The organism is Bacillus sp. MYb56, assembly GCF_002976445.1.
Classification (GTDB): Bacteria; Bacillota; Bacilli; order Bacillales; family Bacillaceae_G; genus Bacillus_A; species Bacillus_A mycoides.
This window is the reverse complement of sequence record NZ_PCOH01000002.1, coordinates 408,340-429,643: the sequence shown is the minus strand read 5'-3', so window position 1 is coordinate 429,643 and position 21,304 is coordinate 408,340. Positions and strand designations below refer to the sequence as shown.

The window sequence follows — 21,304 nt, the reverse complement described above, 5'->3', positions numbered from 1 at the left end:
ATACACACAAAGATAAAAAATGGTGCCCATGGCACTTACGTTTTCGTTTCATTCCACCTGCTTCTATAGCTAATTGATTAAGTGTAGCGGGAGACATATATCGATATAACTCTTCGGCAAATAAAGACAGCTCTTGTTTTTGATGCATATTCATAAAAAGCACGTCACCCTTTCTCATTAACATAAGAGAATAGTAACGTGCTTTTAAGTTTAAGAATAGTCTAAATCCTTAAGTTGATGGATGTGGGGTCCCACCCCATACCTATCAAGCTATACTTCTGAAATATCCCCAAAACGAAAATTTCATCCTTTCATAGTTGTCCATAGGATCTTAGGTCGATTTTCATTTTTGAGAAGAATACATTTCTCAAATTGATGGCAATATGGGGGGGAATAATGTTACGATGTTTATAAAAAAGTAGTTAGACTAGTGTGTTTTACTCCGATTCATTTCAAAATATAATTGAAAATCCATCTTTAAATTAAAAAAGAAGGTGTTACCTTTATATATTAATAACTTCGAAATATTGTATAACAGATAATTTTTATGCATTATTGATTAACATTGCTTATTGTGCTAACGAATCAGGATAGTGTGGCGACCGACAAACTAAATAGTTGCTTATCCTCAATTATTAGAAGGAAAGTTCTATCATTTCGAGAATTTATTAGACATAGACGAGTGCTATAATTTTCTATATCTACATATAAGAGGTGACTACGCATGAATCAAAGACCGTCAGAAGAAGAATACGCCGGGAACTCCGGCGAATATATCCGTTTGGTACCGGACGGTAACATCATCGATATTCTGCTCGCCCAGGAAAAACAAATGACCGAGCTCCTGGCATCGTTGACCGAAAGCCAGTACGCGTATCGGTATGCTGAAGGAAAATGGACGCTGAAAGAAGTCGTGGGCCACATTGCAGACTCGGAACGCGTCATGACCTACCGCCTGCTCCGGTTCGCAAGAGGGGACCAGACGTCTCTGACTGGTTTTGATCAGGAATTGTTCATGCCTCCTTTCGGAAGTTGGACAACCGAGCAATTGGCCGAAGACTACCGGGCCGTACGGCAATCAACGATCACATTGCTGCGCGGGCTACCGGCGGAGGCGTGGACCCGCAAGGGCACAGCCAACAACCTAAGCATTACGGTGCGCGCCCTCGCGTACGGCATCGCAGGACACGAACTTCATCACATGGGGGTCATCCGAAATCGGTACTTGAGTTAATCTTCGGCTGAGGCCTTTGGAATGGAACTAACACCTCTCATCCAACCTTAGATACCGTTCTTATTGGGGTCCCGCCCCACAACCATCAACTTAAGGATTTAGACTATTTTTGAAATTAAAAGCACATTACTATTCTCTTATGTTAATGAGAAAGGGTGACGTGCTTTTTATGAATATGTACCAAAAACAAGAGTTATCTTTATTTGCCGAAGAGTTATATCGATTTTTTTCATTTGGGGGTATTTGTTTTTCTTAGCTTGATGGTGATGGGGCACTACGCTATAATGGTCAAATTAAAATTTAAAACAGTTATAGAGACTCCATTCCTCGGAAACATTGTAACTATTAAGTTGTAAAAAGAAACATAGTTTTTTATTTTTGAAAAGGCTATGGTCTTTTTTAATGGTGGCATGGATATGATGAGTGGAAGTTGGATTAATCAAAAAAAATTGATTAATTAGTTGCATAAAGAACTAAACAGCGTATATACTATAAATATCAAAAAAAATTGATGAAGGGAGAGTGAACTACAGTGGCACAAGATTTTCAGCTCTATGAGAAAAAGTTTAAAGCGTTGGCGGATCAGAAGCGTCTAGAAATCATGTATGAACTTTGCCAGCGAGGCCAGACTTGTGTATGTGATTTAACAGAGATTTTTGAAATGACGCAATCTAAGTTGTCATATCATTTAAAGATTTTATTAGATGCAGGTTTAATTGTAAAAGAAACAAAAGGTACGTGGAGTTATTATGATTTAAATGATTCGGAAGTAAATAATTTATTATCAGAAGAATTATGCTGTATCTTTAGAAAAACAGGCAAAGGTAGTTGCTGTTAAAATTTTGCACTATTAATCAAAAAAAATTGATTAATAACATGTAAAGAGGAGGAAGAAGCTATGAGATATGTTCACGTTGGTATAAATGTTACGAATTTAGAGAAGTCTATTGAATTTTACGAAAAGGTATTTGGTGTGTCACCAGTTAAGGTGAAAATGGATTATGCAAAATTTTTATTAGAGACACCAGGGCTTAATTTCACGCTGAACGTACGAGATGAAGTGAAGGGAAATCAGGTAAATCATTTCGGTTTTCAAGTGGATACAGCTGAAGAAATTATATTACATAAAGAAAGATTAGAAAAAGAAGGTTTCTTTGCGCGTGATGAGATGGATACAACTTGTTGCTATGCGGTTCAAGATAAGTTTTGGGTAACGGATCCTGATGGGAACGAGTGGGAATTCTTTTATACAAAAGCACATAGTGATGTTCATAAAATTGAAGATCCATCTTGTTGCACGACTTCTAACGTAGTAGATAAAAATTCTTGTTGTTAATAGGAGATGGAAAATAAAATGAAACGTTTATCTTTTCTAGATCGATATTTAACACTATGGATTTTTCTAGCTATGGCTGTTGGGATTGGTTTAGGGTTTGTGTTTCCTAGTGTAGTAGACGGACTAAATACATTACAAGTTGGAACGACGTCCATCCCGCTCGCTGTTGGTTTAATTGTCATGATGTATCCGCCGTTGGCGAAAGTTCGTTACGAGGAAATGGGCCGGGTATTTAAAGATGTAAAAGTATTGGTTTTATCTTTAGTGCAAAACTGGATTATTGGTCCTGTACTTATGTTTGTTTTAGCAATTATTTTTCTTCCAGATAAGCCAGAATACATGGTCGGACTCATTATGATTGGTTTAGCACGCTGCATTGCAATGGTAATTGTTTGGAACGACCTTGCAGATGGGGATAAAGAGTATGCAGCAGGTTTAGTGGCTTTTAACTCCGTATTCCAAATGTTATTCTTCTCTGTTTATGCATACGTGTTTGTAACAGTCATTCCAGAATGGTTAGGGATTGAAGGGGCTATTGTCGATATTACAATGGGAGAAGTAGCGAAATCAGTATTTATCTATTTGGGAATTCCTTTTATAGCAGGTATGTTGACACGTTTTGTACTCGTTAAGTTAAAAGGAAGACAGTGGTATGAAAAGGTGTTTATACCGAAGATTAGTCCACTTACATTACTTGCATTACTATTTACAATCATCGTTATGTTCTCTTTAAAAGGGGAAATGATTGTTAGCGTACCATTAGATGTAGTAAGAATAGCAATTCCGTTATTAATCTATTTTATTGTAATGTTTTTTGTTTCTTTCTTTATGGGAAGAAAAATTGGTGCAAACTATCCGGTGACTACAACGTTAGCATTTACAGCAGGTAGCAATAACTTCGAGTTAGCAATTGCTGTAGCAGTTGGTGTGTTTGGTATTCATTCAGGCGCGGCATTTGCAGCTGTTATCGGGCCGTTAGTTGAAGTACCTGTAATGATTGCCCTTGTAAACGTTGCTTTTTGGTTTAAGCGTAAATATTTTAATGATCAACCAGTATAATTTAAAAATAAAGGCGGAAAACAACATGAAAAACAAAAAGATAATCTATTTCTTATGCACAGGAAATTCATGCCGAAGCCAAATGGCAGAAGCCTTTGGGAAACAATACTTAGGGGATAAGTGGAATGTCTATTCTGCAGGCATTGAAGCACATGGAGTAAATCCAAATGCTATTAAAGCGATGAAAGAAGTAAATATCGACATAACGAATCAAACATCGGATATGATTGATTCAAATATTTTAAATAACGCTGATTTAGTCGTTACGCTTTGTAGTCATGCAGATTCTGTTTGTCCTTCGACACCTCCGCACGTAAATCGTGTTCACTGGGGATTTGATGACCCGGCAGGAAAAGAATGGTCTGAATTTCAACGTGTTCGCGATGAAATTGGGGAACGTATAAAACGATTTTCTGAAACAGGGGAGTAAATAAAGGAAAGAGCCAACTCATACGAGTAGGTTCTTTTTTTATGTACTACGAATCTTCGTAATAGAACGATGTTACGACATTCCTTCTATAGAATATAGGGTAACAGAACGTCTAAAAAACGCCCATTTAATCACAAAAAAATGCTCTCATTCACACTTTACAGGTTATCTGATGTATAGTCGTATTTTTTATGAAAAAAATGTTTTCAAAAAGTGTTGAAATATTTTGAAAATTAAATTATTATTATCCATGTAAACTACTAAGTAATCGTTTACATGGATAAATTAAGGGTTTAAGCGAAACTGAAGTAAACGATTTCTTGAAAACTTAGAAAGAGTGATGAAATGGCTAAGTCTACAATTAAAGATGTTGCAATGGAAGCGAATGTGTCTACAGCTACAGTATCTCGGGTGTTAAACGCAAGTGGATTTGTAAGTGACGACATTAAAGATCGTGTTTATTTAGCTGTGAAAAAACTTAATTATCAACCAAATGCGATTGCTAGAAGTTTAAAGCAAGATAAAACATACACGATTGGTGTTGTGATTCCAGATATTACAAACCAGTATTACATGACAATTTCAAAGGCGATTGAAGATATTGTGCAGCAAAAGGGATATAACCTTATTTTTTGTAGCAGTCATGAAAATCCTAAAAAAGAGGATAAATTGTTGCAACTACTAGTGGAACAACGGGTAGATGCTATTGTATTGGCGACTGCTGGAGGTTGTGAAGAAAGAGTGAGAAGTATTCATAAAGCCGGTGTACCAATTGTTTTAGTTGACCGGACTGTTGAGATTGGAGATTCAAAATTAGATTCGGTTATAGAGAGTAATTTTGAAAGTGCTTATACATTAACGAGCTATCTTTTAAAACAGGGTCATAGATCGATTGGTCTTGTGAATGGATTGTTGAACGTAAGTACAGGTAAAGAGCGCTATGAAGGATTTCAAAAAGCTTTGGAAGAGTTTGGGATTCAGGAAGATGAAAACTATACGTTTAATAGCACTTTCACTAGAGAGGGTGGAATGAAAGCAGTTGATTATTTTCTTAATTTTACTGAGAAACCGTCAGCTATTCTAACCTTGAACAATGAAATGGCATTCGGTGTTCTTCTTGAATTAACGAGGAGAGGATACTCAATACCAGAGGACGTAGTGATCGCTTCATTTGGTGATGTGGAAGCAGCGCAATTATTACGAGCACCTGGGATTATAACAGTAGCTCACAAACCATATGAAATGGGAGAAAGAGTAGGTGATATTTTACTAAAGCGTTTAAACAATGAAGAAGGTCCTTTTAATGAAATATTTACACCGAAATTACTAATAGATGCACAAAGTATAAGTAGTTAAAACGATTAGAAATACTGATTTTCTTTCAGATAAAAATCGGAAGGGAGATAGAAATGCTAAAAGGAATACCGAAAATAATTAGTCCAGATTTAATGAAAATTCTTTTAGAAATGGGGCATGGGGATGAGATTGTTTTAGCGGATGGAAATTTCCCCGCTGCCTCTTGCGGGGCGAAGCTTATTCGGTGTGAGGGGCATGGGGTTCTTGAAGTATTACAGGCAATTTTGCAATTCTTTCCACTCGATACGTATAGCAATCATTCTGTTTCATTAATGAAGGTTGTAAAAGGGGATCCTACCACGCCCTCCATTTGGGAAACGTATGATGCGGTGATTAAAAAATATGATACTCATTTTGATAGTTTTGAGATGATTGATCGCTTTGCATTTTATGAGAGAGCAAAGAAGGCCTATGCAATTGTTGCAACGAGTGAGAGTGCTCTCTATGCCAATATGATTTTAAAAAAGGGCGTGGTTACGGATTAGCGCATGATTAAACTTATATATTGTTTCATTTAAAAAATCATAGGGTAGTAGGTGATGGGATGAGTGAATTGCTACTGAAAATGGATGGAATTAGTAAAGCGTTCCCTGGTGCGCAAGCGCTTTCTAATGTGAGGTTTGAATTGGAAAAAGGCGAAGTTCACGCACTTTTGGGTGAGAATGGAGCTGGAAAATCCACATTAATGAAGATTTTAACAGGGATTTATCAAAGAGATGCCGGAACGATTATGTACGAAGGAAAAGAAATAGAGGTACCAGATACAAAAGCAGCACAAAGACTTGGGATCAGTATTATTCACCAGGAACTTAATTTAGCTCCGCATTTAACTGTTGCCCAAAACATTTTTATTGGAAGAGAACCTAAAGGATTATTTAATCTTTTTTTAGATGAAAAAGAATTAAATAACAGGGCGAAAAAACTATTTGAAAGGTTAAACATAAATTTAGATCCAAGAGAATTGGTAGGTGATTTAACGGTTGCGAAACAACAAATGGTGGAAATCGCTAAGGCTCTTTCCTTTGATTCAAAAGTATTGATTATGGATGAGCCAACCGCAGCCTTAACGGATACTGAAATCGATGCACTATTTGTTATGATTCGGAAATTACGGCAGGACGGTGTAGGAATTGTTTATATTTCTCACCGTATGGAAGAGCTAAAGAAAATTACGGACCGTGTATCGATTATGCGAGACGGTACATACGTAGGGACGATGAACACGAAAGATGCAACCATTGAACAAATTATTTCTATGATGGTTGGAAGGAAAATTGATAACAATCAAAAGCTAGAAATGAAAGAGAGAATGCGAGAAAAAGTGCTTGAAGTAAAGAATTTAAATAGAGGGAACACAATAAAGGATGTAAGTTTTGAACTTTACAAAGGAGAAATCATTGGCTTTGCTGGATTGATGGGGGCTGGAAGAACGGAAGTAGCCCGTGCCATATTTGGGGCAGATCCATTAGACTCAGGGGAGATTTTTATAAATGGAAAAAGGATGAGTATAAAAAGTCCGACTGATGCAGTACAACATGGAATTGGCTATTTGTCTGAAGACCGAAAACAGTTTGGGCTTCTAGTTGGGATGGATGTCAAAACAAATATTGCAATGGCATCGATGAAAGATTATATAAAACCTCTTGGCTTGATGCATGGTTCTAAAATTGATGAACAGTCTGAGGAATTAATTAAAAGGTTAAAAATAAAAACACCATCAGGTAATCAATTAGTGAAAAACCTTTCAGGAGGGAATCAACAAAAAGTAGTTATTGGCAAATGGTTGACTAGAGATTCAGATATCTTAATCTTTGATGAACCTACACGCGGAATTGATATCGGGGCGAAAGACGAAATTTATAAGCTACTACATGATTTAGCTGAGCAAGGTAAATCTATCATTATGATTTCTTCAGAACTTCCTGAAATTTTAAGAATAAGTCACCGTGTAATTGTCATGTGTGAAGGAAAGATAACAGGAGAATTGAAAAATGATGAAAAAGCATCGCAAGAAGCGATTATGACTCTTGCCACAAAACGCATTATGTAATGGATATTAACGGATGATAAAGGAGTGAACAGGAATGGAAATACAAAAGGTAGTCGAACTTCCAGTTGAAGGGAAGATGAGGAAAGGGATGAATTCAAATGCTCTTCAGCAGCTTCTAGCATTTGCAAGTTTAATTGTACTTGTTTTCATTTTTTCAATTGCTTCAGCTAATTTTCTGCAATTTGATAACATTATAGGAATCTTTCTATCGACAGCTGTTACAGGCATCCTTGCTTTAGGGGCAACGATGATTATCGTTACAAGTGGAATTGATTTATCATGTGGAACCGTACTGACTTTGTCTTCGGTTATGACAGGCGTTTTTGCTGTTAACTTAGGTTTACCAGTTTGGGTAGCTGTTATTGGAGGTATTTTAATAGGTGCCGTAGTAGGTTTGATTTCTGGAGCTGCAATTGCAAAATTGAAGATTCCACCATTTATTGCAACGTTAGCGATGATGATGATTGCGAAAGGGTTGGCACTTGTTATTTCGAAAGCGACTCCAATCTATTTCACTTCTATACCGAGTTTTAACAAAATTGCGATGGGTTCTATTATTCCTGGTTTTGCTATTCCGAATGCTGTTTTCATCTTTTTTGGAATGGCCATTTTCGCAAGCTTAATTTTAAATAAAACGATAATCGGAAGGTATACATTTGCACTAGGAAGCAATGAAGAAGCAACTCGTCTTTCTGGAGTGAATGTAGATAAGTGGAAAATAATTATATACATGCTTGCAGGTGTTTTTACTGGTGTTGCAGGGATTATAATGGCATCTCGTTTAAATTCTGCTCAGCCTGCTTTAGGAGCAGGATATGAATTGGAAGCAATCGCAGCAGTAGTTATCGGAGGAACTTCTTTAAGTGGTGGTAAAGGAACAATTCTTGGTACTGTGATTGGTGCATTGATTATGAGTGTGTTAACAAATGGTCTGCAAATCCTTTCAGTGCCTCAAGAATGGCAAACAGTAGTTGTAGGGGCTGTTATCTTATTAGCAGTTTACGCAGATGTGTTGCGAAATAAAAAAGCAAAGAATTAACGGTGATACTGTTTTTAAATAAAACAATATATAGGGGGAATTTTAGATGAAAAAAGCAAAAAAAGGCATCGTTTTATCGTCAATTCTCGCAATCTCAATGTTTATGGGGGCGTGTTCTTCAAACAATGCAAGCACAGGAAGTAAGGATAGTAGTGCTCCTGCAAAAGATGACGGTAAGCGCTATGTTGCGATCATTTCAAAAGGTTTCCAGCATCAGTTTTGGCAGGCAGTTAAAAAAGGGGCTGAGCAAGCAGCAGATGAATATAAGGTCAATATTACATTTGTAGGTCCTGAGACGGAAGCACAGGTTGATAAACAAGTGGAAATGTTACGTAGCACACTTGATAAAAAACCAGATGCGATTGGTTTCGCAGCATTAGACTCTAAAGCTGCTCTTCCTTTATTAGAACAAGCAAAAAACAAAAAAATTCCGGTTGTTGCATTTGACTCAGGTGTTGAAGGAGATATACCTGTAGCAACAGCTGCAACAGATAACAAAGCGGCAGCAGCTCTTGCAGCTGAAAAAATGGCTGGATTAATTGGTGAAAAAGGGGAAGTAGCGGTCGTTGCTCATGACCAGACAAGTAAAACAGGTGTTGAGCGCCGAGATGGTTTTGTAAATACAATCAAATCAAAGTATCCGAACATCAAGATTGTCGATATTCAATATGGTAGCGGTGATCAATTAAAATCGACTGATGCTGCTAAGGCAATTATGCAAGCACATCCAACTGTAAAAGGTATTTTCGGTACAAATGAAGGTTCTGCGATTGGGGTAGTAAATGCTGTTAAAGAATTGAACAAAAAGAGTGTCGTAGTAGTTGGCTTTGATTCTGGAAAACTACAGATTGATGCGATTAAGAGCGGAGTAATGGCAGGTGCGATTACACAAAACCCAATTGGAATTGGTTATGAAACTGTGAAAGCTGCTGTTGAAAACTTAGATGGGAAACAAGTATCAAAAACAATCGACACTGGTTTCTATTGGTACGATAAAAAGAACATCGATGATCCAAAAATTAAGGAAGTTCTATATCAATAAAATATAAAACGAAACTAGCAATACAAATAAGATAGAAACTGAGGTGTATAACATTGTCCAATGTAATAAATGATTTAAAATTATATGCACATAAAATTGTTCAAACTGGTCTTGTTGTAGGAGCAGGTGGAAATTTAAGTATGAGAGATGGGAATATCATGTATGTCTCTCCTAGCGGTTTTGATTTGCAAGAGATAGAAGACGACGAGTGGGTACGTGTCGATATTGAAACTGGTGAGATATTGGATGATTTAAAACCATCATCTGAAATATTAATGCATCTGGAATGTTTTCGTAAGCGTCCTGATATAACAGCTGTTTTGCATGCGCATCCAAGCTATTCGGTAGGTGTATCATGTACTGGCCATACGATTCCGAGTCTATTCCCAGATTTTCCGGCAATGATTCAAAGCGTTGCTTACCTTGACTATATGATTCCGACTACAGAAGTATTGGCTAACGCGGTATCCGGCGTAATTGAGGAAAATGATGTAGTGGTAATGAGAAATCATGGCGTACTGACGGTTGGTAAAACAATGAAAGAAGCATATTTTCTTCTGCAAATTCTAGAGGAAGCGGCAAAAGTATATACGATTGCATCGACAGTAGGAGTACCAAGAGTCCTTACAGAGGAAGAATGTCACGAGTTAAGAAATCTTTCTTCCGAGAAATATAGATTACAACTACTAAAAGATGCGGAGTAGTTGAAATGTTTCCGAAGGGTGTGAATGAATGGAAAAAGTTTGGGCTTTTGATTTAGGTGCATCCAATGGGCGTTTAATGGTAAGTGGATTTGATGGGAAACGCCTTTATCTTGAAGAGGTTCATCGGTTCTCCAATCGTCCTGTTTACGTAACTGGTCATTATTATTGGGATATTTTAAGGATATTCCAGGAGATGAAGAATGGAATTGGTAAAAGTATTAGAAACGGACATAAGTCGATTGAAAGTTTGTCTATCGATACGTGGGGAGTTGATTTCGGACTACTCTCTAAAACAGGTGAACTACTTAGCAATCCTTACTCTTATAGAGATCCACATACAAATGATAGCCTAAAAGAAATCATGGAAGTCATTCCACGGGATGTTTTGTTCTCTCGATCGGGAGTTACACCAGCAGCAATTAATACGATTTGCCAGCTTTATACGATAAAAAAGAATAACCCAGATTTAATGGAAAAGGCAAAAACTCTTTTATTAACACCAAACTTATTGAGTTATTTATTTTCCGGTGAAAAGGCGAATGAATATACGATCAGTACAACGACATCGTTATTTAATATTCATGAGCGGAATTGGGATAAGGTCCTTATGACCGAGCTTAGCCTTCCTACAGAAATGATGGCAAATATTGTGATGCCAGGAACGACTCTTGGTCCGACCCTTTCTTCGATTCACAACGAATTTGGTATACAGCCTGTTAAGGTTATTGCTGGAACGGGACATGATACTGCCTGTGCTCTTGCTGCATTGCCTATAAAGTCAGAAAATTCAGCATTCATGAGTTGCGGTACGTGGATTTTAATGGGCGTTCAAGTTAAGGATCCAGTTATTACTGAACAGGCATTGGAATGGGGCTTTACCAATGAAGGTACGGCAGATGGCGAGTTTCGGTTGCTCAAAAATATTATGGGATTATGGCTCATGCAAGAATGTAGAGCGGTTTGGGCAAAAGAAGGAACGATTTTTACTTACGAAGAAGAGGCAGAATTGATTCGACATACAAAACCGTTTACGCATTTCATAGATCCCGATGATCCTTCTTTCTTCAATCCAGAAAATATGCCGAAACAAATCCGGGATTTCTGTATAAAGAGTGGGCAACAGCCGCCTGAAACGGAAGGAAGTTTCCTCCGTTGTATTTTGGAGAGTCTTTCACTCAAGTACAGGTGGGTTTTAGAAAAACTAGAAGCTTTAACTGGAAAATCAATAGAGGTTATCCATATGGGCGGCGGTGGCATTCAAAATGATTTGTTTTGTCAATTTACCGCAAATGCGACAAACCGCCCTGTTATAGCAGGACCGGTTGAAGCGAGTGCGATTGGAAATGCATTATCTCAATGGATTGCACTTGGGAAAATAAAAGATTTAAAGGAAGGTAGAGAAATTGTTGAAAGTTCGTTTCCTGTTAAACATTATCAACCTCAAAATCAATCAGAATGGCAGGAAGCATACGGCCGTTTTATCGAAATAATTGACCAAAATGTAATGAAAAAGGGGTTTTAAAATGAAAACTATTCATAATAGATTTTACAATAAATTACCAAAAATCGGTATAAGACCGACTGTTGATGGGAGAAGAAATGGTGTACGTGAATCTCTTGAAGATATGACGATGAATCTAGCAAAATCGGTAGCGAACTTATTAACTGAAAATTTGCGTCACTATAATGGGGAAGCAATAGAATGTGTCATTGCTGATACATGTATTGGTGGTGTGGCTGAGTCGGCTAAAGCAGCTGAAAAATTTGCAAGAGAGGGAGTCGGTGTTTCGATCACTGTTACACCATGCTGGTGCTATGGTTCTGAAACAATGGATATGAATCCCGATATTCCAAAAGCGGTATGGGGATTTAATGGAACAGAACGTCCAGGGGCAGTGTATCTTGCGGCTGTCCTAGCTGCCCACAATCAAAAGGGTATTCCTGCTTTCGGCATATACGGGAAAGATGTGCAAGATTTAAGTGATACATCTATTCCAGAAGATGTGCAGGCAAAACTACTTCAATTTGCAAAGTCTGGTCTTGTTGTTGCTACTTTAAAAGGAAAATCGTATCTTTCGATGGGATCTGTCTCTATGGGGATTGCAGGCAGTTCAGTCCAACCTGAATTTTTCCAAGATTATTTAGGAATGAGAAATGAATATATCGACATGTCTGAATTTGTAAGAAGGATAGATGAAGAGATTTATGATAAGGAAGAATATGAAATGGCTTTAAACTGGGTAAAGGAGTATTGTCCAGAAGGCCCAGATAATAATGCAGAAGAGATGCAACGATCAAGGGAGCAAAAGAATAAAGATTGGGATACTAGCGTTAAAATGACGTTAATTGCAAGAGATCTTATGGTTGGAAATCCGAAACTAGAGGAACTTGGCTATGGTGAAGAAGCATTAGGACATAACGCCATTTCTGCAGGTTTCCAAGGTCAGCGCCAATGGACGGACCATTTCCCGAATGGTGATTTTATGGAAACAATTTTAAATTCGTCCTTTGATTGGAACGGAATCCGTCCTCCATACATTATGGCTACTGAAAATGACAGTTTAAATGGAGTCACGATGCTATTTGGTCATTTATTAACAAATACGGCTCAAGTTTTTGCGGATGTAAGAACGTATTGGAGCCCGGAGGCAGTAGAACGTGTGACAGGGCATAAACCGGAAGGATTGGCGGCAAATGGATTTATTCATATGATTAACTCCGGTTCCGCTGCGCTTGATGGTACAGGACAACAAACGAAAGATGGAAATCCTGTTATAAAACCGTTTTGGGAAATTACGGAGGAAGAAGCTCAAAAGTGTCTAGCAGCTACTTCATGGAGACCAGCTTCAACAGGATATTTCCGCGGAGGTGGATTCTCGAGTGATTTCTTAACGAAGGGAAATATGCCTGTAACAGCAGCTCGTCTCAACCTTGTTAAAGGATTAGGTCCTGTTTTACAAATTGCAGAAGGTTACACAGTTGAAATACCGGAAGAGGTTCATGATGTATTGGATGATAGAACCGATCCAACTTGGCCAACAACTTGGTTTGTACCAAATTTAACAGGAGAAGGTGCCTTTAAAGATGTTTACACCGTGATGAATAATTGGGGTGCCAACCACTGCGTAATTAGCTACGGACATATTGGCAATGATTTAATTACTCTTGCTTCCATGCTCCGAATTCCTGTAAATATGCATAACGTCAAAGAGGAGCAAATCTTTAGACCGAGTGCGTGGGGAATGTTCGGAACAAAAGATTCAGAAGCAGCAGATTACCGCGCCTGCCAAAATTTTGGTCCATTATACCATTGATGAAAAGATCCCCTGATTGTATATCGGGGGGGGGGACTATAAAGCATATTTTTCCGCATTGGAATGAAAGTACTTTACATGTAAATGAATTGTAGTACTTAAAAGAGTCGCAAATAATATGAAACTCTTGAACATACGGATACACACTATTTTCGTATCCGAAATAATAGAACAATAAAAAATAACGGGGGTAAGAATATGGTTAATAGCTTATGGAACGAAACAAAGGCATCACAATTATCGCAAGGAGTAGACGAATTAGTTTATCGTTCGAATTTAATTGGAACAGACCGTGCAGTATGTAATTGGGGCGGTGGAAATACATCGGTAAAGACATTTGAAAAGGATTTTCGTGGTCATGATGTAGAGGTCATGTGGGTTAAAGGAAGTGGATCTGATTTAGCGACTATGAAAGCACAAAACTTTACTGGTTTAAGAATGGAAGACATTCGTTTATTAATTGATCGTGAAGAAATGCCAGACGAAGAAATGGTAGAGTACTTATCGCATTGTATGATTGACAACAAACATCCACGTGCATCTATCGAAACGTTATTGCATGCTTTCTTACCTTTTAAACATGTCGATCATACACATCCAGATGCCATTATTAGTCTTTGCTGCGCACATAATGGAAGACAAATTGCCGAGGAGATTTACGGTAATCGTTTCGTTTGGGTTCCATATGTGCGTCCTGGATTTACGTTATCTAAAATGATTGCGGAAGGCGTGAAAAATAATCCAAATGCTGAACTAGTGTTAATGGAAAAACACGGCTTAGTCGTTTGGGGAGATACGGCGAAGGAGAGTTATGAAAAAACGATTGCTGTCATTAATGAGGCAGAACAATATATTCATGAGCGAGTGACTGAAAGTACTGTATTTGGAGGTCAAAAATACGAAGCACTTTCAGTAGAAGAGCGTAGAAGTATTCTTGCAAAAGTAATGCCGATTATTCGCGGGGCAGTTAGCGATGAAAAGAAAATGCTATTATCTTATGATGATGCAGATGAAGTACTTCAATTTGTAAACAGCCATAATGCACGAGAGCTTTCTCAAGTTGGAGCGGCTTGTCCTGACCATTTAGTTCACACAAAGCGCAGTCCTCTGTATATTGATTGGGATCCGCAAACGAAAGACGTAGACGGATTAATAGAGAAAATGAAAGCTGATGTGGAAAGCTTTAAAAACGAGTATAAAGCTTACTTTGAACGTAACAAATACGAAGGAGACAAAATGTTTGAATCTGCACCTCGCGTTATTTTAATTCCTGGTATCGGTATGGTGAATACTGGTAAAAATCTAGTGATGTCAAAAGTAAGTGGTGCGCTGTATCATAGGGCGATTTCGGTAATGAAAGGTTCCACAACACTTGGAAGTTTTGTTTCTTTGAATGAAAATGACTCCTATAATGTTGAGTACTGGCCACTAGAACTATATAAATTATCGTTAGCACCAGCTGAAGCGGAATTTTCTCGTAAAGTTGCTTTTATTACAGGTGGCGCTGGCGGAATCGGAAGTGAAACAGGACGCTGCCTCGTTTCAGAAGGTGCGCATGTAGTGCTTGCTGATTTGAACTTTGAAGGAGCAGAAAAAGTCGCGGCTGAAATTAACGAGAAGTATGGCGAAGGTTGTGCGCTCGCGGTAAAAATGGATGTAACAAAAGAAGAAGAAGTACAGGCGGCATTTGAGCAGGCAGCTCTTGCTTACGGAGGCGTTGATAGTATCGTGAACAATGCAGGGCTTGCGACGTCTAGTCCATTTGATGAAACAACGCTTCAGGAATGGAATTTAAATATGAATGTGCTTGGAACGGGATACTTTTTAGTGGCACGTGAAGCATTTAAGCAAATGAAACAGCAAGGAATTGGTGGAAACATGGTATTTGTCGGTTCGAAAAATTCTGTGTACGCAGGGAAAAACGCCACAGCATACAGCTCTGTAAAAGCACTCGAAACGCACTTAGCGAGATGTATTGCAGCTGAAGGCGGTGAGTATGGTATTCGTGTAAATTCAGTTCTTCCAGATGCAGTTCTGCAAGGGTCAGCCATTTGGGGTTCAAAATGGCGTGAAGAACGTGCCGCAGCATATGGTATCGAACCTGATCAGTTAGAAGAGCATTACCGTAAACGCACAACATTATTGGTTAATATTTATTCGAAAGACATCGCTGAATCGATTGCATTCTTTGCCTCTTCAAAGGCAGATAAAACAACGGGATGTATGATTACAGTTGATGGTGGCGTAACAGCGGCATTTACTAGATAATTATTTTGCTTGTGAAAAGGTGTAATAGGCGAATATTTTCGCCTATTATACTTCCATATAAAAGAATAGCGAATTTCATGGGGAGAATAGAATAAGTCAATGTGCAGAAGGGGATATTTTACATTCGCTTTTCAAAAGGGGATGGAAATTTGAAACTTAAAAACCTATTAACAGGGGGAGTGCTTTTTGGTACTTTATTGTTCTCTTTAGGAAGCACTGGAGAGTTTAGTAAAGTAGAGGCAACATCACCTATTACGATTGAAACTCCAAAACCAGAGGGAAAGAAATTAACACTTTGGTACAATCAACCGGCAAAAGATTGGGAAAAACAAGCATTGCCAATTGGTAATGGTTATATGGGCGGCATGGTCTTTGGCGGAGTCCAGCAAGAACGTATTCAGTTTAATGAAAAAACGCTTTGGACTGGCGGACCAAGCAGTACGAGCGAGTATACTTACGGGAATCGTGATGGAGCAGCGAGTCACTTAGGTAGCATTAGGGAAAAGTTAGCAAAAGGTGATAAATCAGGGGCAGAAAAGGAATCTTCACAATTTCTCACAGGTCTTGAAAAAGGGTTTGGTTCCTATCAAAATTTTGGAGATATATACTTAGATTTTAATATGCCAGACGCGTCTTCATTTTCTAATTATCGTAGGGAATTAAATATAAATGAGGGAATTGCTACTGTTTCCTATAACTATAAAGATGTTCAATACAATAGAGAATATTTCACAAGTTATCCTGATCGCGTTATGGTCATGCGTTTAACGGCTAGTGAAGCTAAAAAGATTTCATTAGATGTTAGACCAACGAGCGCACAAGGAGGGCAAGTAACGTCCGTAGATAATAAAATCACGATGAAAGGACAAATAACGAATAATGGAATGAAATATGAAGCAGCATTCAAAGTGTTGAATGAGGGCGGCACATTAACAGCAGAGAATGGAAAAATTAAAGTAGCAAATGCAGATAGCTTAACAATTATTATGACGGCGGCTACTGATTATGAAAATAAATACCCTGCTTATAAAGGGGAAGATCCACATGAAAAGGTTGAAAAAACCATGGCCGCTATTTCTAAAAAGAGTTATGAGGTTTTAAAATATACACATATTAAAGACTATCACTCTTTATTTAATCGTGTTTCTTTAAATTTAGGAGGGGAAAAACCATCTGTTCCAACAAATGAACTACTAGCATCTTACAGTAAAGAAAACAGTAAGTATTTAGAAGAACTATTCTTCCAATATGGAAGGTATTTGCTTATTTCTTCTTCAAGACCAGGAACGCTCCCTGCCAATTTACAAGGGGTATGGAATAATTCGAACACACCACCGTGGGAAAGTGACTATCATTTCAATATAAATTTGCAAATGAATTATTGGCCTGCAGAAGTGACGAATTTATCTGAAACAGCGTTGCCATTAATGGACTATGTTGATTCATTAAGAGAACCAGGAAGAGTTTCAGCAGAAAAACATTTCGGTGTTAAGGGCGGTGGATGGACTGTTAACACGATGAATAATCCATTTGGGTTTACTGCTCCTGGATGGGGATTAGGCTGGGGGTGGGCACCTAGTGCGAATGCCTTCATTGGTCAAAATGTTTGGGAACATTACAAATTTACGGATGATAAACAATACTTAAAAGAAAAGATTTATCCAATAATTAATGAAGCGGCTGAGTTTCATAGTAAGTTTTTAGTGGAAGATCAAAATAAGAAGTTAGTTGTTTCTCCGTGCTGGTCTCCAGAGCTTGGTGGTATTTCTAATGGATGTGCTTTTGACCAACAGTTAGTGTATGAATTGTTCTCGAATGTAATTGAAGCGAGTGAGGTTTTACAGATTGATAATGTATTTCGAGATGAGTTAAAGGCGAAAAGGGACCGATTATTCCCGCCAATTCAAATTGGTAGATATGGTCAGGTGCAAGAGTGGAAGGATGATATAGATGATCCTGGTGAAACGCACCGGCATATATCCCAGCTAGTGGCACTATATCCAGGAAGTATGATTAATTACAAAACACCAGAATGGCTTCAGGCAGCTAAAGTTACTTTAAACCATCGTGGTGACGAGGGAACAGGCTGGAGTAAAGCGAATAAAATTAACTTATGGGCACGTTTATTAGATGGTGACCATGCTTATAAAATTTTGCAAGGGCAACTTACAGGAAGTACACTCAGCAACCTATTTGATACGCATCCACCGTTTCAAATTGACGGAAACTTTGGCGCAACATCGGGAATTGCTGAAATGTTAATTCAAAGCCATACCGACTCCATTCAATTATTGCCTGCACTTCCGAAAGCTTGGAAGAACGGTTCCTATAAAGGACTAAGAGCACGCGGTGCATTTACGATTAATGCGGACTGGAAAAATGGAGTTCCTACAGTCATTCAGGTGACTTCTGATCATGGAAACGATGTAAAGTTAAAAAGTCCAATGTTCAATACACCATTTACTCTGACAAGAGTCGGAAATAATACACCGGTGCAATTTACGAAGAATGGCGATACAATTTCATTTAAAACGGAACAAGGTAAAGCTTATAAAATTGAGTCTATGCTCAGTTTCGATTTAGAATCTACGAACAGTGTAACTGCAGGAAATACAGTGAAGGTAAAAGCTCATTTATCAAACTTTGGTACATTGAAATCTTCTTCTGGGGAAGTGGTTGTAAAGGCTCCTGAGAGCTGGAATGTGAAACCAATTAAAGTAGCTTTTGAAGGTGTTGAACCAGGAGAATCTAAAACAATTGAGGCGGATATACCTGTTCCAATTGATATAGTTGCTAACAATTACGCCATTGAAGCGGAAGTAAACACAGATAGTGGGACGGTTAGTAAATCCAATCAAATAGAAGTTACTCCAGCAGTAAAGCTAATTTCGGCAAAGGTAGAACCAAATCCAATTATTGTTGAAGGTGGTTCTACTACATTAAAAGTAAAGGTTCAAAATGAAATAAAGGAAAAAGTGACACCTGGAAAAATTGAATTGCAATTACCAGACGGCTGGAATGCACAGCCATCAACAACGGACTTTCAATTACCGGCAGGAGGAGAGGAAACATATTCGTTTGTTATTACTCCGCCAACTCAGTTTAAAGGAATGAAAGAAGTTGGAGTTTCTGTAAAATTGGGGAATGCGGTGGTGACTTCAACGAAAGTGCAAGTGGCTTCTGGCGGCATCTATCTTAGTGATATTCCGTGGATAAAAGCAACTGCCGGATGGGCAACAGTTCAAAAGGATAAAAGTACCGACGGAAACCCAATCTCATTACTCGGAACGGCAGGGCCGATTACGTATAAAAAAGGGATCGGAACTCATGCAAAATCAGAAGTTACCTATGATATATCAAAGGCAACATACAAACGATTTAATTCATATGTAGGAATTGATCAAGAATCTGGCGGTAAAGGTGGTTCAGTCGTGTTTAAAGTATTACTTGATGGAGTGGAAGTATTTAATAGCGGCACAATGTATTATAATACCCCAGCCAAATTTGTTGATGTTGATCTTACTGGTAAGAAAGAATTAAAACTAGTAGTTGACGATGCAGGTAACGGTAATGGAAATGATCATGCGGACTGGGGGGATGCTTGGTTGAGTTATAAATAATCTATTATATTGGTATCAAGCTAACATAAAATGAAAAAAATGCTATTCTTTCTATAGAATCATAGGGAGAATAGCATTTTTTTATCTAAAATATCATATAAAGTCATATTCTCCACCTACAGTTCGTAAATAACCGATGGAGTGATTTCCTTGCATAATAACCGAATTGTGTTAATGTCTACGATTTACAAAAGAAAGCATATGAGGTGTTCTAAAAATGAAATTAAATAAGAATTAGTACATGTATCACTTGTTTTTGGATGTGAGGTATTAGTTCCTAAATAAAATTTTTCTTTTTCTGCAGTGGATTTCTTATAAAATGAAATCAATCATAGAGTGCCTTGCTCCGACTTGAACAATCTTAATTTTACATTACATCGCTATCAAGCTAAGAAAATAGAGCTACCTCCAGAATGAGGTTTTGCCCTAACTTGCAATAAAAAAGCTCATTTTTTCGTTTAAGGTGGATCTGTTTTCTTAAGTTGATGGGCAGGTGACGGTACCACATTTAAAGAAATTTAGTTTTGTTAGCTTAATAGTAATTCAATTTTAAATTTTTCACTTTACTATTATTAGATTTGTTAGAAGGGGTATCATTTATTTGATATAATTAATGGATGTGAATCAAGAAATAGAAAGAAAGATACTTCTAGTGATTTTATACTTAAAATGTAGGGAGATTGAACAGAGTTATGGGGAATGAAAAAGAAATTAGTTCCGCTAAATTAATATGGAAGATGACGCGCCCACATACATTAACGGCGACGTTTTCTCCTGTAATTTTAGGGACAGTGGCATCACTTTATGTTGCCGAAATTCATTGGCTTTTATTTATTGCGATGATGGTTGCATGTTTAGCGTTGCAAATAGCAACGAATTTATTTAACGAGTACTATGATTTCAAACGTGGATTAGATACCGCTGATTCTGTTGGCATCGGTGGTGGAATTGTCCGTCATGGATTGAAACCAAAAAATGTTTTAACAGTTGCGCTTTTATTGTATGTGGTAGCAGCATTTATTGGCATTTATATTTGTATGAATAGCAGCTGGTGGTTAGTTGTCATTGGTTTAATTGGGATGGCGGTTGGCTATTTATATACAGGTGGTCCATTACCAATTGCGTACACTCCATTTGGAGAATTAGTTTCTGGATTGTTAATGGGGACATGTTTTGTACTCATTGCTTTCTTTATTCAAACGAATACTATAACGATTGAAAGTATATTGATTTCCATTCCAATTGGAATTTTAGTAGGTGCAATTAACATGTCGAATAACATCCGAGATATCGAAGGAGATATTAAAGGTGGAAGAAAGACGTTGGTAATCCTCCTTGGGAGAGAAAAAGCAGTGGTAACACTAGCTGTAGCCTTTTTAATTGCTTATTTATGGATTGCCGTAATTGTGTTGATGGGTTATATAAGCCCTTGGGCATTAGTTATGTTCCTAGGTTTGAAAAAGCCAATCTCTGCTATTCAAAGCTTCCAAAAAGGAGCAAAGGATCCCGGGTATATGCGCATCGCAATGAAATCAACAGCGATGACAAATACGATTTTTGGCTTCTTATTATCAGCAGGACTATTAATTAGTTACTGGTTTTAAATAAAAAATATTTTTAAGTGACTAAACCCCGATTTCTCGATTTTAATATAGAGAAATTGGGGTTTTTATTTTTGTATTTCTTTAATAATGATCAAACTCTTTTATAAATCTACATTATTTAATAGATTAGTTGAGATAAAGATCAGGATAGTGAGAGGAATGCTTTTTATATTTGTCTAAGTTATAGAGATTTTCAATAAAAAAATAGTAAAATACAATATTTTTTTATTGAAAAACGATAAATGTTA

16 protein-coding genes and 1 pseudogene are annotated in these 21,304 nt (G+C 37.6%); 16 read left to right on the top strand and 1 reads right to left on the bottom strand.

Annotated features, from left to right (window positions below):
* A pseudogene (locus CQ058_RS04730) lies at nucleotides 1-154 on the bottom strand (IS4 family transposase); the annotation flags it as partial.
* Between the two features lie 570 nt (nucleotides 155-724).
* Here CQ058_RS04730 and CQ058_RS04725 point away from each other — a divergent pair.
* From CQ058_RS04725 to menA, 16 genes are all read left to right on the top strand, one after another.
* The gene (locus CQ058_RS04725; protein WP_002142397.1) at nucleotides 725-1,234 is read left to right on the top strand and encodes a DinB family protein; all 510 of its coding nucleotides are present in this window, start codon (nucleotides 725-727) and stop codon (nucleotides 1,232-1,234) included.
* Nucleotides 1,235-1,766: 532 nt separating this feature from the next.
* Nucleotides 1,767-2,072, top strand: a complete 306-nt coding sequence (gene arsR, locus CQ058_RS04715; protein ID WP_002190095.1) for an arsenical resistance operon transcriptional regulator ArsR — start codon at nucleotides 1,767-1,769, stop codon at nucleotides 2,070-2,072.
* A 60-nt stretch (nucleotides 2,073-2,132) separates the two neighbouring features.
* Nucleotides 2,133-2,570, top strand: coding sequence for an ArsI/CadI family heavy metal resistance metalloenzyme (locus CQ058_RS04710; protein WP_002190094.1), 438 nt, complete (start codon nucleotides 2,133-2,135; stop codon nucleotides 2,568-2,570).
* Nucleotides 2,571-2,588: 18 nt separating this feature from the next.
* On the top strand, nucleotides 2,589-3,629 hold the full coding sequence (gene arsB / locus CQ058_RS04705; protein WP_002128038.1) for an ACR3 family arsenite efflux transporter: 1,041 nt from the start codon (nucleotides 2,589-2,591) through the stop codon (nucleotides 3,627-3,629).
* 25 nt (nucleotides 3,630-3,654) lie between these two features.
* Nucleotides 3,655-4,059 carry an arsenate reductase (thioredoxin) gene (gene arsC, locus CQ058_RS04700; protein WP_002190093.1) on the top strand — a complete coding sequence of 135 codons (405 nt, stop codon included), beginning with the start codon at nucleotides 3,655-3,657 and terminating at the stop codon, nucleotides 4,057-4,059.
* Between the two features lie 345 nt (nucleotides 4,060-4,404).
* Complete coding sequence (locus tag CQ058_RS04695) at nucleotides 4,405-5,415, top strand: LacI family DNA-binding transcriptional regulator (RefSeq protein ID WP_105589500.1); 1,011 nt, start codon at nucleotides 4,405-4,407, stop codon at nucleotides 5,413-5,415.
* Nucleotides 5,416-5,468: 53 nt separating this feature from the next.
* Nucleotides 5,469-5,900 carry an RbsD/FucU family protein gene (locus tag CQ058_RS04690; protein WP_002190090.1) on the top strand — a complete coding sequence of 144 codons (432 nt, stop codon included), beginning with the start codon at nucleotides 5,469-5,471 and terminating at the stop codon, nucleotides 5,898-5,900.
* A 59-nt stretch (nucleotides 5,901-5,959) separates the two neighbouring features.
* On the top strand, nucleotides 5,960-7,465 hold the full coding sequence (locus CQ058_RS04685; protein WP_002190089.1) for a sugar ABC transporter ATP-binding protein: 1,506 nt from the start codon (nucleotides 5,960-5,962) through the stop codon (nucleotides 7,463-7,465).
* Nucleotides 7,466-7,499: 34 nt separating this feature from the next.
* The gene (locus tag CQ058_RS04680) at nucleotides 7,500-8,504 is read left to right on the top strand and encodes an ABC transporter permease (protein ID WP_002190088.1); all 1,005 of its coding nucleotides are present in this window, start codon (nucleotides 7,500-7,502) and stop codon (nucleotides 8,502-8,504) included.
* Nucleotides 8,505-8,550: 46 nt separating this feature from the next.
* Nucleotides 8,551-9,546 carry an ABC transporter substrate-binding protein gene (locus CQ058_RS04675; protein ID WP_002190086.1) on the top strand — a complete coding sequence of 332 codons (996 nt, stop codon included), beginning with the start codon at nucleotides 8,551-8,553 and terminating at the stop codon, nucleotides 9,544-9,546.
* A gap of 53 nt (nucleotides 9,547-9,599) precedes the next feature.
* The gene (locus tag CQ058_RS04670; RefSeq protein WP_002190085.1) at nucleotides 9,600-10,250 is read left to right on the top strand and encodes a class II aldolase/adducin family protein; all 651 of its coding nucleotides are present in this window, start codon (nucleotides 9,600-9,602) and stop codon (nucleotides 10,248-10,250) included.
* 28 nt (nucleotides 10,251-10,278) lie between these two features.
* Complete coding sequence (locus CQ058_RS04665; RefSeq protein WP_002190084.1) at nucleotides 10,279-11,772, top strand: rhamnulokinase; 1,494 nt, start codon at nucleotides 10,279-10,281, stop codon at nucleotides 11,770-11,772.
* 1 nt (nucleotide 11,773) lies between these two features.
* A complete protein-coding gene (locus CQ058_RS04660; RefSeq protein WP_002190083.1) occupies nucleotides 11,774-13,564 on the top strand; it encodes an L-fucose isomerase in 1,791 nt (596 codons plus the stop codon).
* A 198-nt stretch (nucleotides 13,565-13,762) separates the two neighbouring features.
* Nucleotides 13,763-15,832: a bifunctional rhamnulose-1-phosphate aldolase/short-chain dehydrogenase gene (locus CQ058_RS04655; RefSeq protein ID WP_002190082.1), complete on the top strand. Its 2,070-nt coding sequence runs from the start codon at nucleotides 13,763-13,765 to the stop codon at nucleotides 15,830-15,832.
* A gap of 149 nt (nucleotides 15,833-15,981) precedes the next feature.
* The gene (locus tag CQ058_RS04650; RefSeq protein WP_002190080.1) at nucleotides 15,982-19,452 is read left to right on the top strand and encodes a glycosyl hydrolase family 95 catalytic domain-containing protein; all 3,471 of its coding nucleotides are present in this window, start codon (nucleotides 15,982-15,984) and stop codon (nucleotides 19,450-19,452) included.
* Between the two features lie 692 nt (nucleotides 19,453-20,144).
* A complete protein-coding gene (menA, locus tag CQ058_RS04645; protein ID WP_002190079.1) occupies nucleotides 20,145-21,056 on the top strand; it encodes a 1,4-dihydroxy-2-naphthoate polyprenyltransferase in 912 nt (303 codons plus the stop codon).
* The last annotated feature ends 248 nt before the right edge of the window (nucleotides 21,057-21,304 follow it).

What these genes read in the sequence shown, in the direction of transcription:
- CQ058_RS04725 (WP_002142397.1), top strand. Translation starts at nt 725, where the DNA reads ATGAATCAAAGACCGTCAGAAGAAGAATACGCCGGGAACTCCGGCGAA.
- CQ058_RS04665 (WP_002190084.1), top strand. Translation starts at nt 10,279, where the DNA reads ATGGAAAAAGTTTGGGCTTTTGATTTAGGTGCATCCAATGGGCGTTTA.
- CQ058_RS04680 (WP_002190088.1), top strand. Translation starts at nt 7,500, where the DNA reads ATGGAAATACAAAAGGTAGTCGAACTTCCAGTTGAAGGGAAGATGAGG.
- CQ058_RS04675 (WP_002190086.1), top strand. Translation starts at nt 8,551, where the DNA reads ATGAAAAAAGCAAAAAAAGGCATCGTTTTATCGTCAATTCTCGCAATC.
- CQ058_RS04685 (WP_002190089.1), top strand. Translation starts at nt 5,960, where the DNA reads ATGAGTGAATTGCTACTGAAAATGGATGGAATTAGTAAAGCGTTCCCT.
- CQ058_RS04695 (WP_105589500.1), top strand. Translation starts at nt 4,405, where the DNA reads ATGGCTAAGTCTACAATTAAAGATGTTGCAATGGAAGCGAATGTGTCT.
- arsB (WP_002128038.1), top strand. Translation starts at nt 2,589, where the DNA reads ATGAAACGTTTATCTTTTCTAGATCGATATTTAACACTATGGATTTTT.
- CQ058_RS04710 (WP_002190094.1), top strand. Translation starts at nt 2,133, where the DNA reads ATGAGATATGTTCACGTTGGTATAAATGTTACGAATTTAGAGAAGTCT.
- CQ058_RS04690 (WP_002190090.1), top strand. Translation starts at nt 5,469, where the DNA reads ATGCTAAAAGGAATACCGAAAATAATTAGTCCAGATTTAATGAAAATT.
- CQ058_RS04655 (WP_002190082.1), top strand. Translation starts at nt 13,763, where the DNA reads ATGGTTAATAGCTTATGGAACGAAACAAAGGCATCACAATTATCGCAA.
- CQ058_RS04660 (WP_002190083.1), top strand. Translation starts at nt 11,774, where the DNA reads ATGAAAACTATTCATAATAGATTTTACAATAAATTACCAAAAATCGGT.
- arsC (WP_002190093.1), top strand. Translation starts at nt 3,655, where the DNA reads ATGAAAAACAAAAAGATAATCTATTTCTTATGCACAGGAAATTCATGC.
- menA (WP_002190079.1), top strand. Translation starts at nt 20,145, where the DNA reads ATGGGGAATGAAAAAGAAATTAGTTCCGCTAAATTAATATGGAAGATG.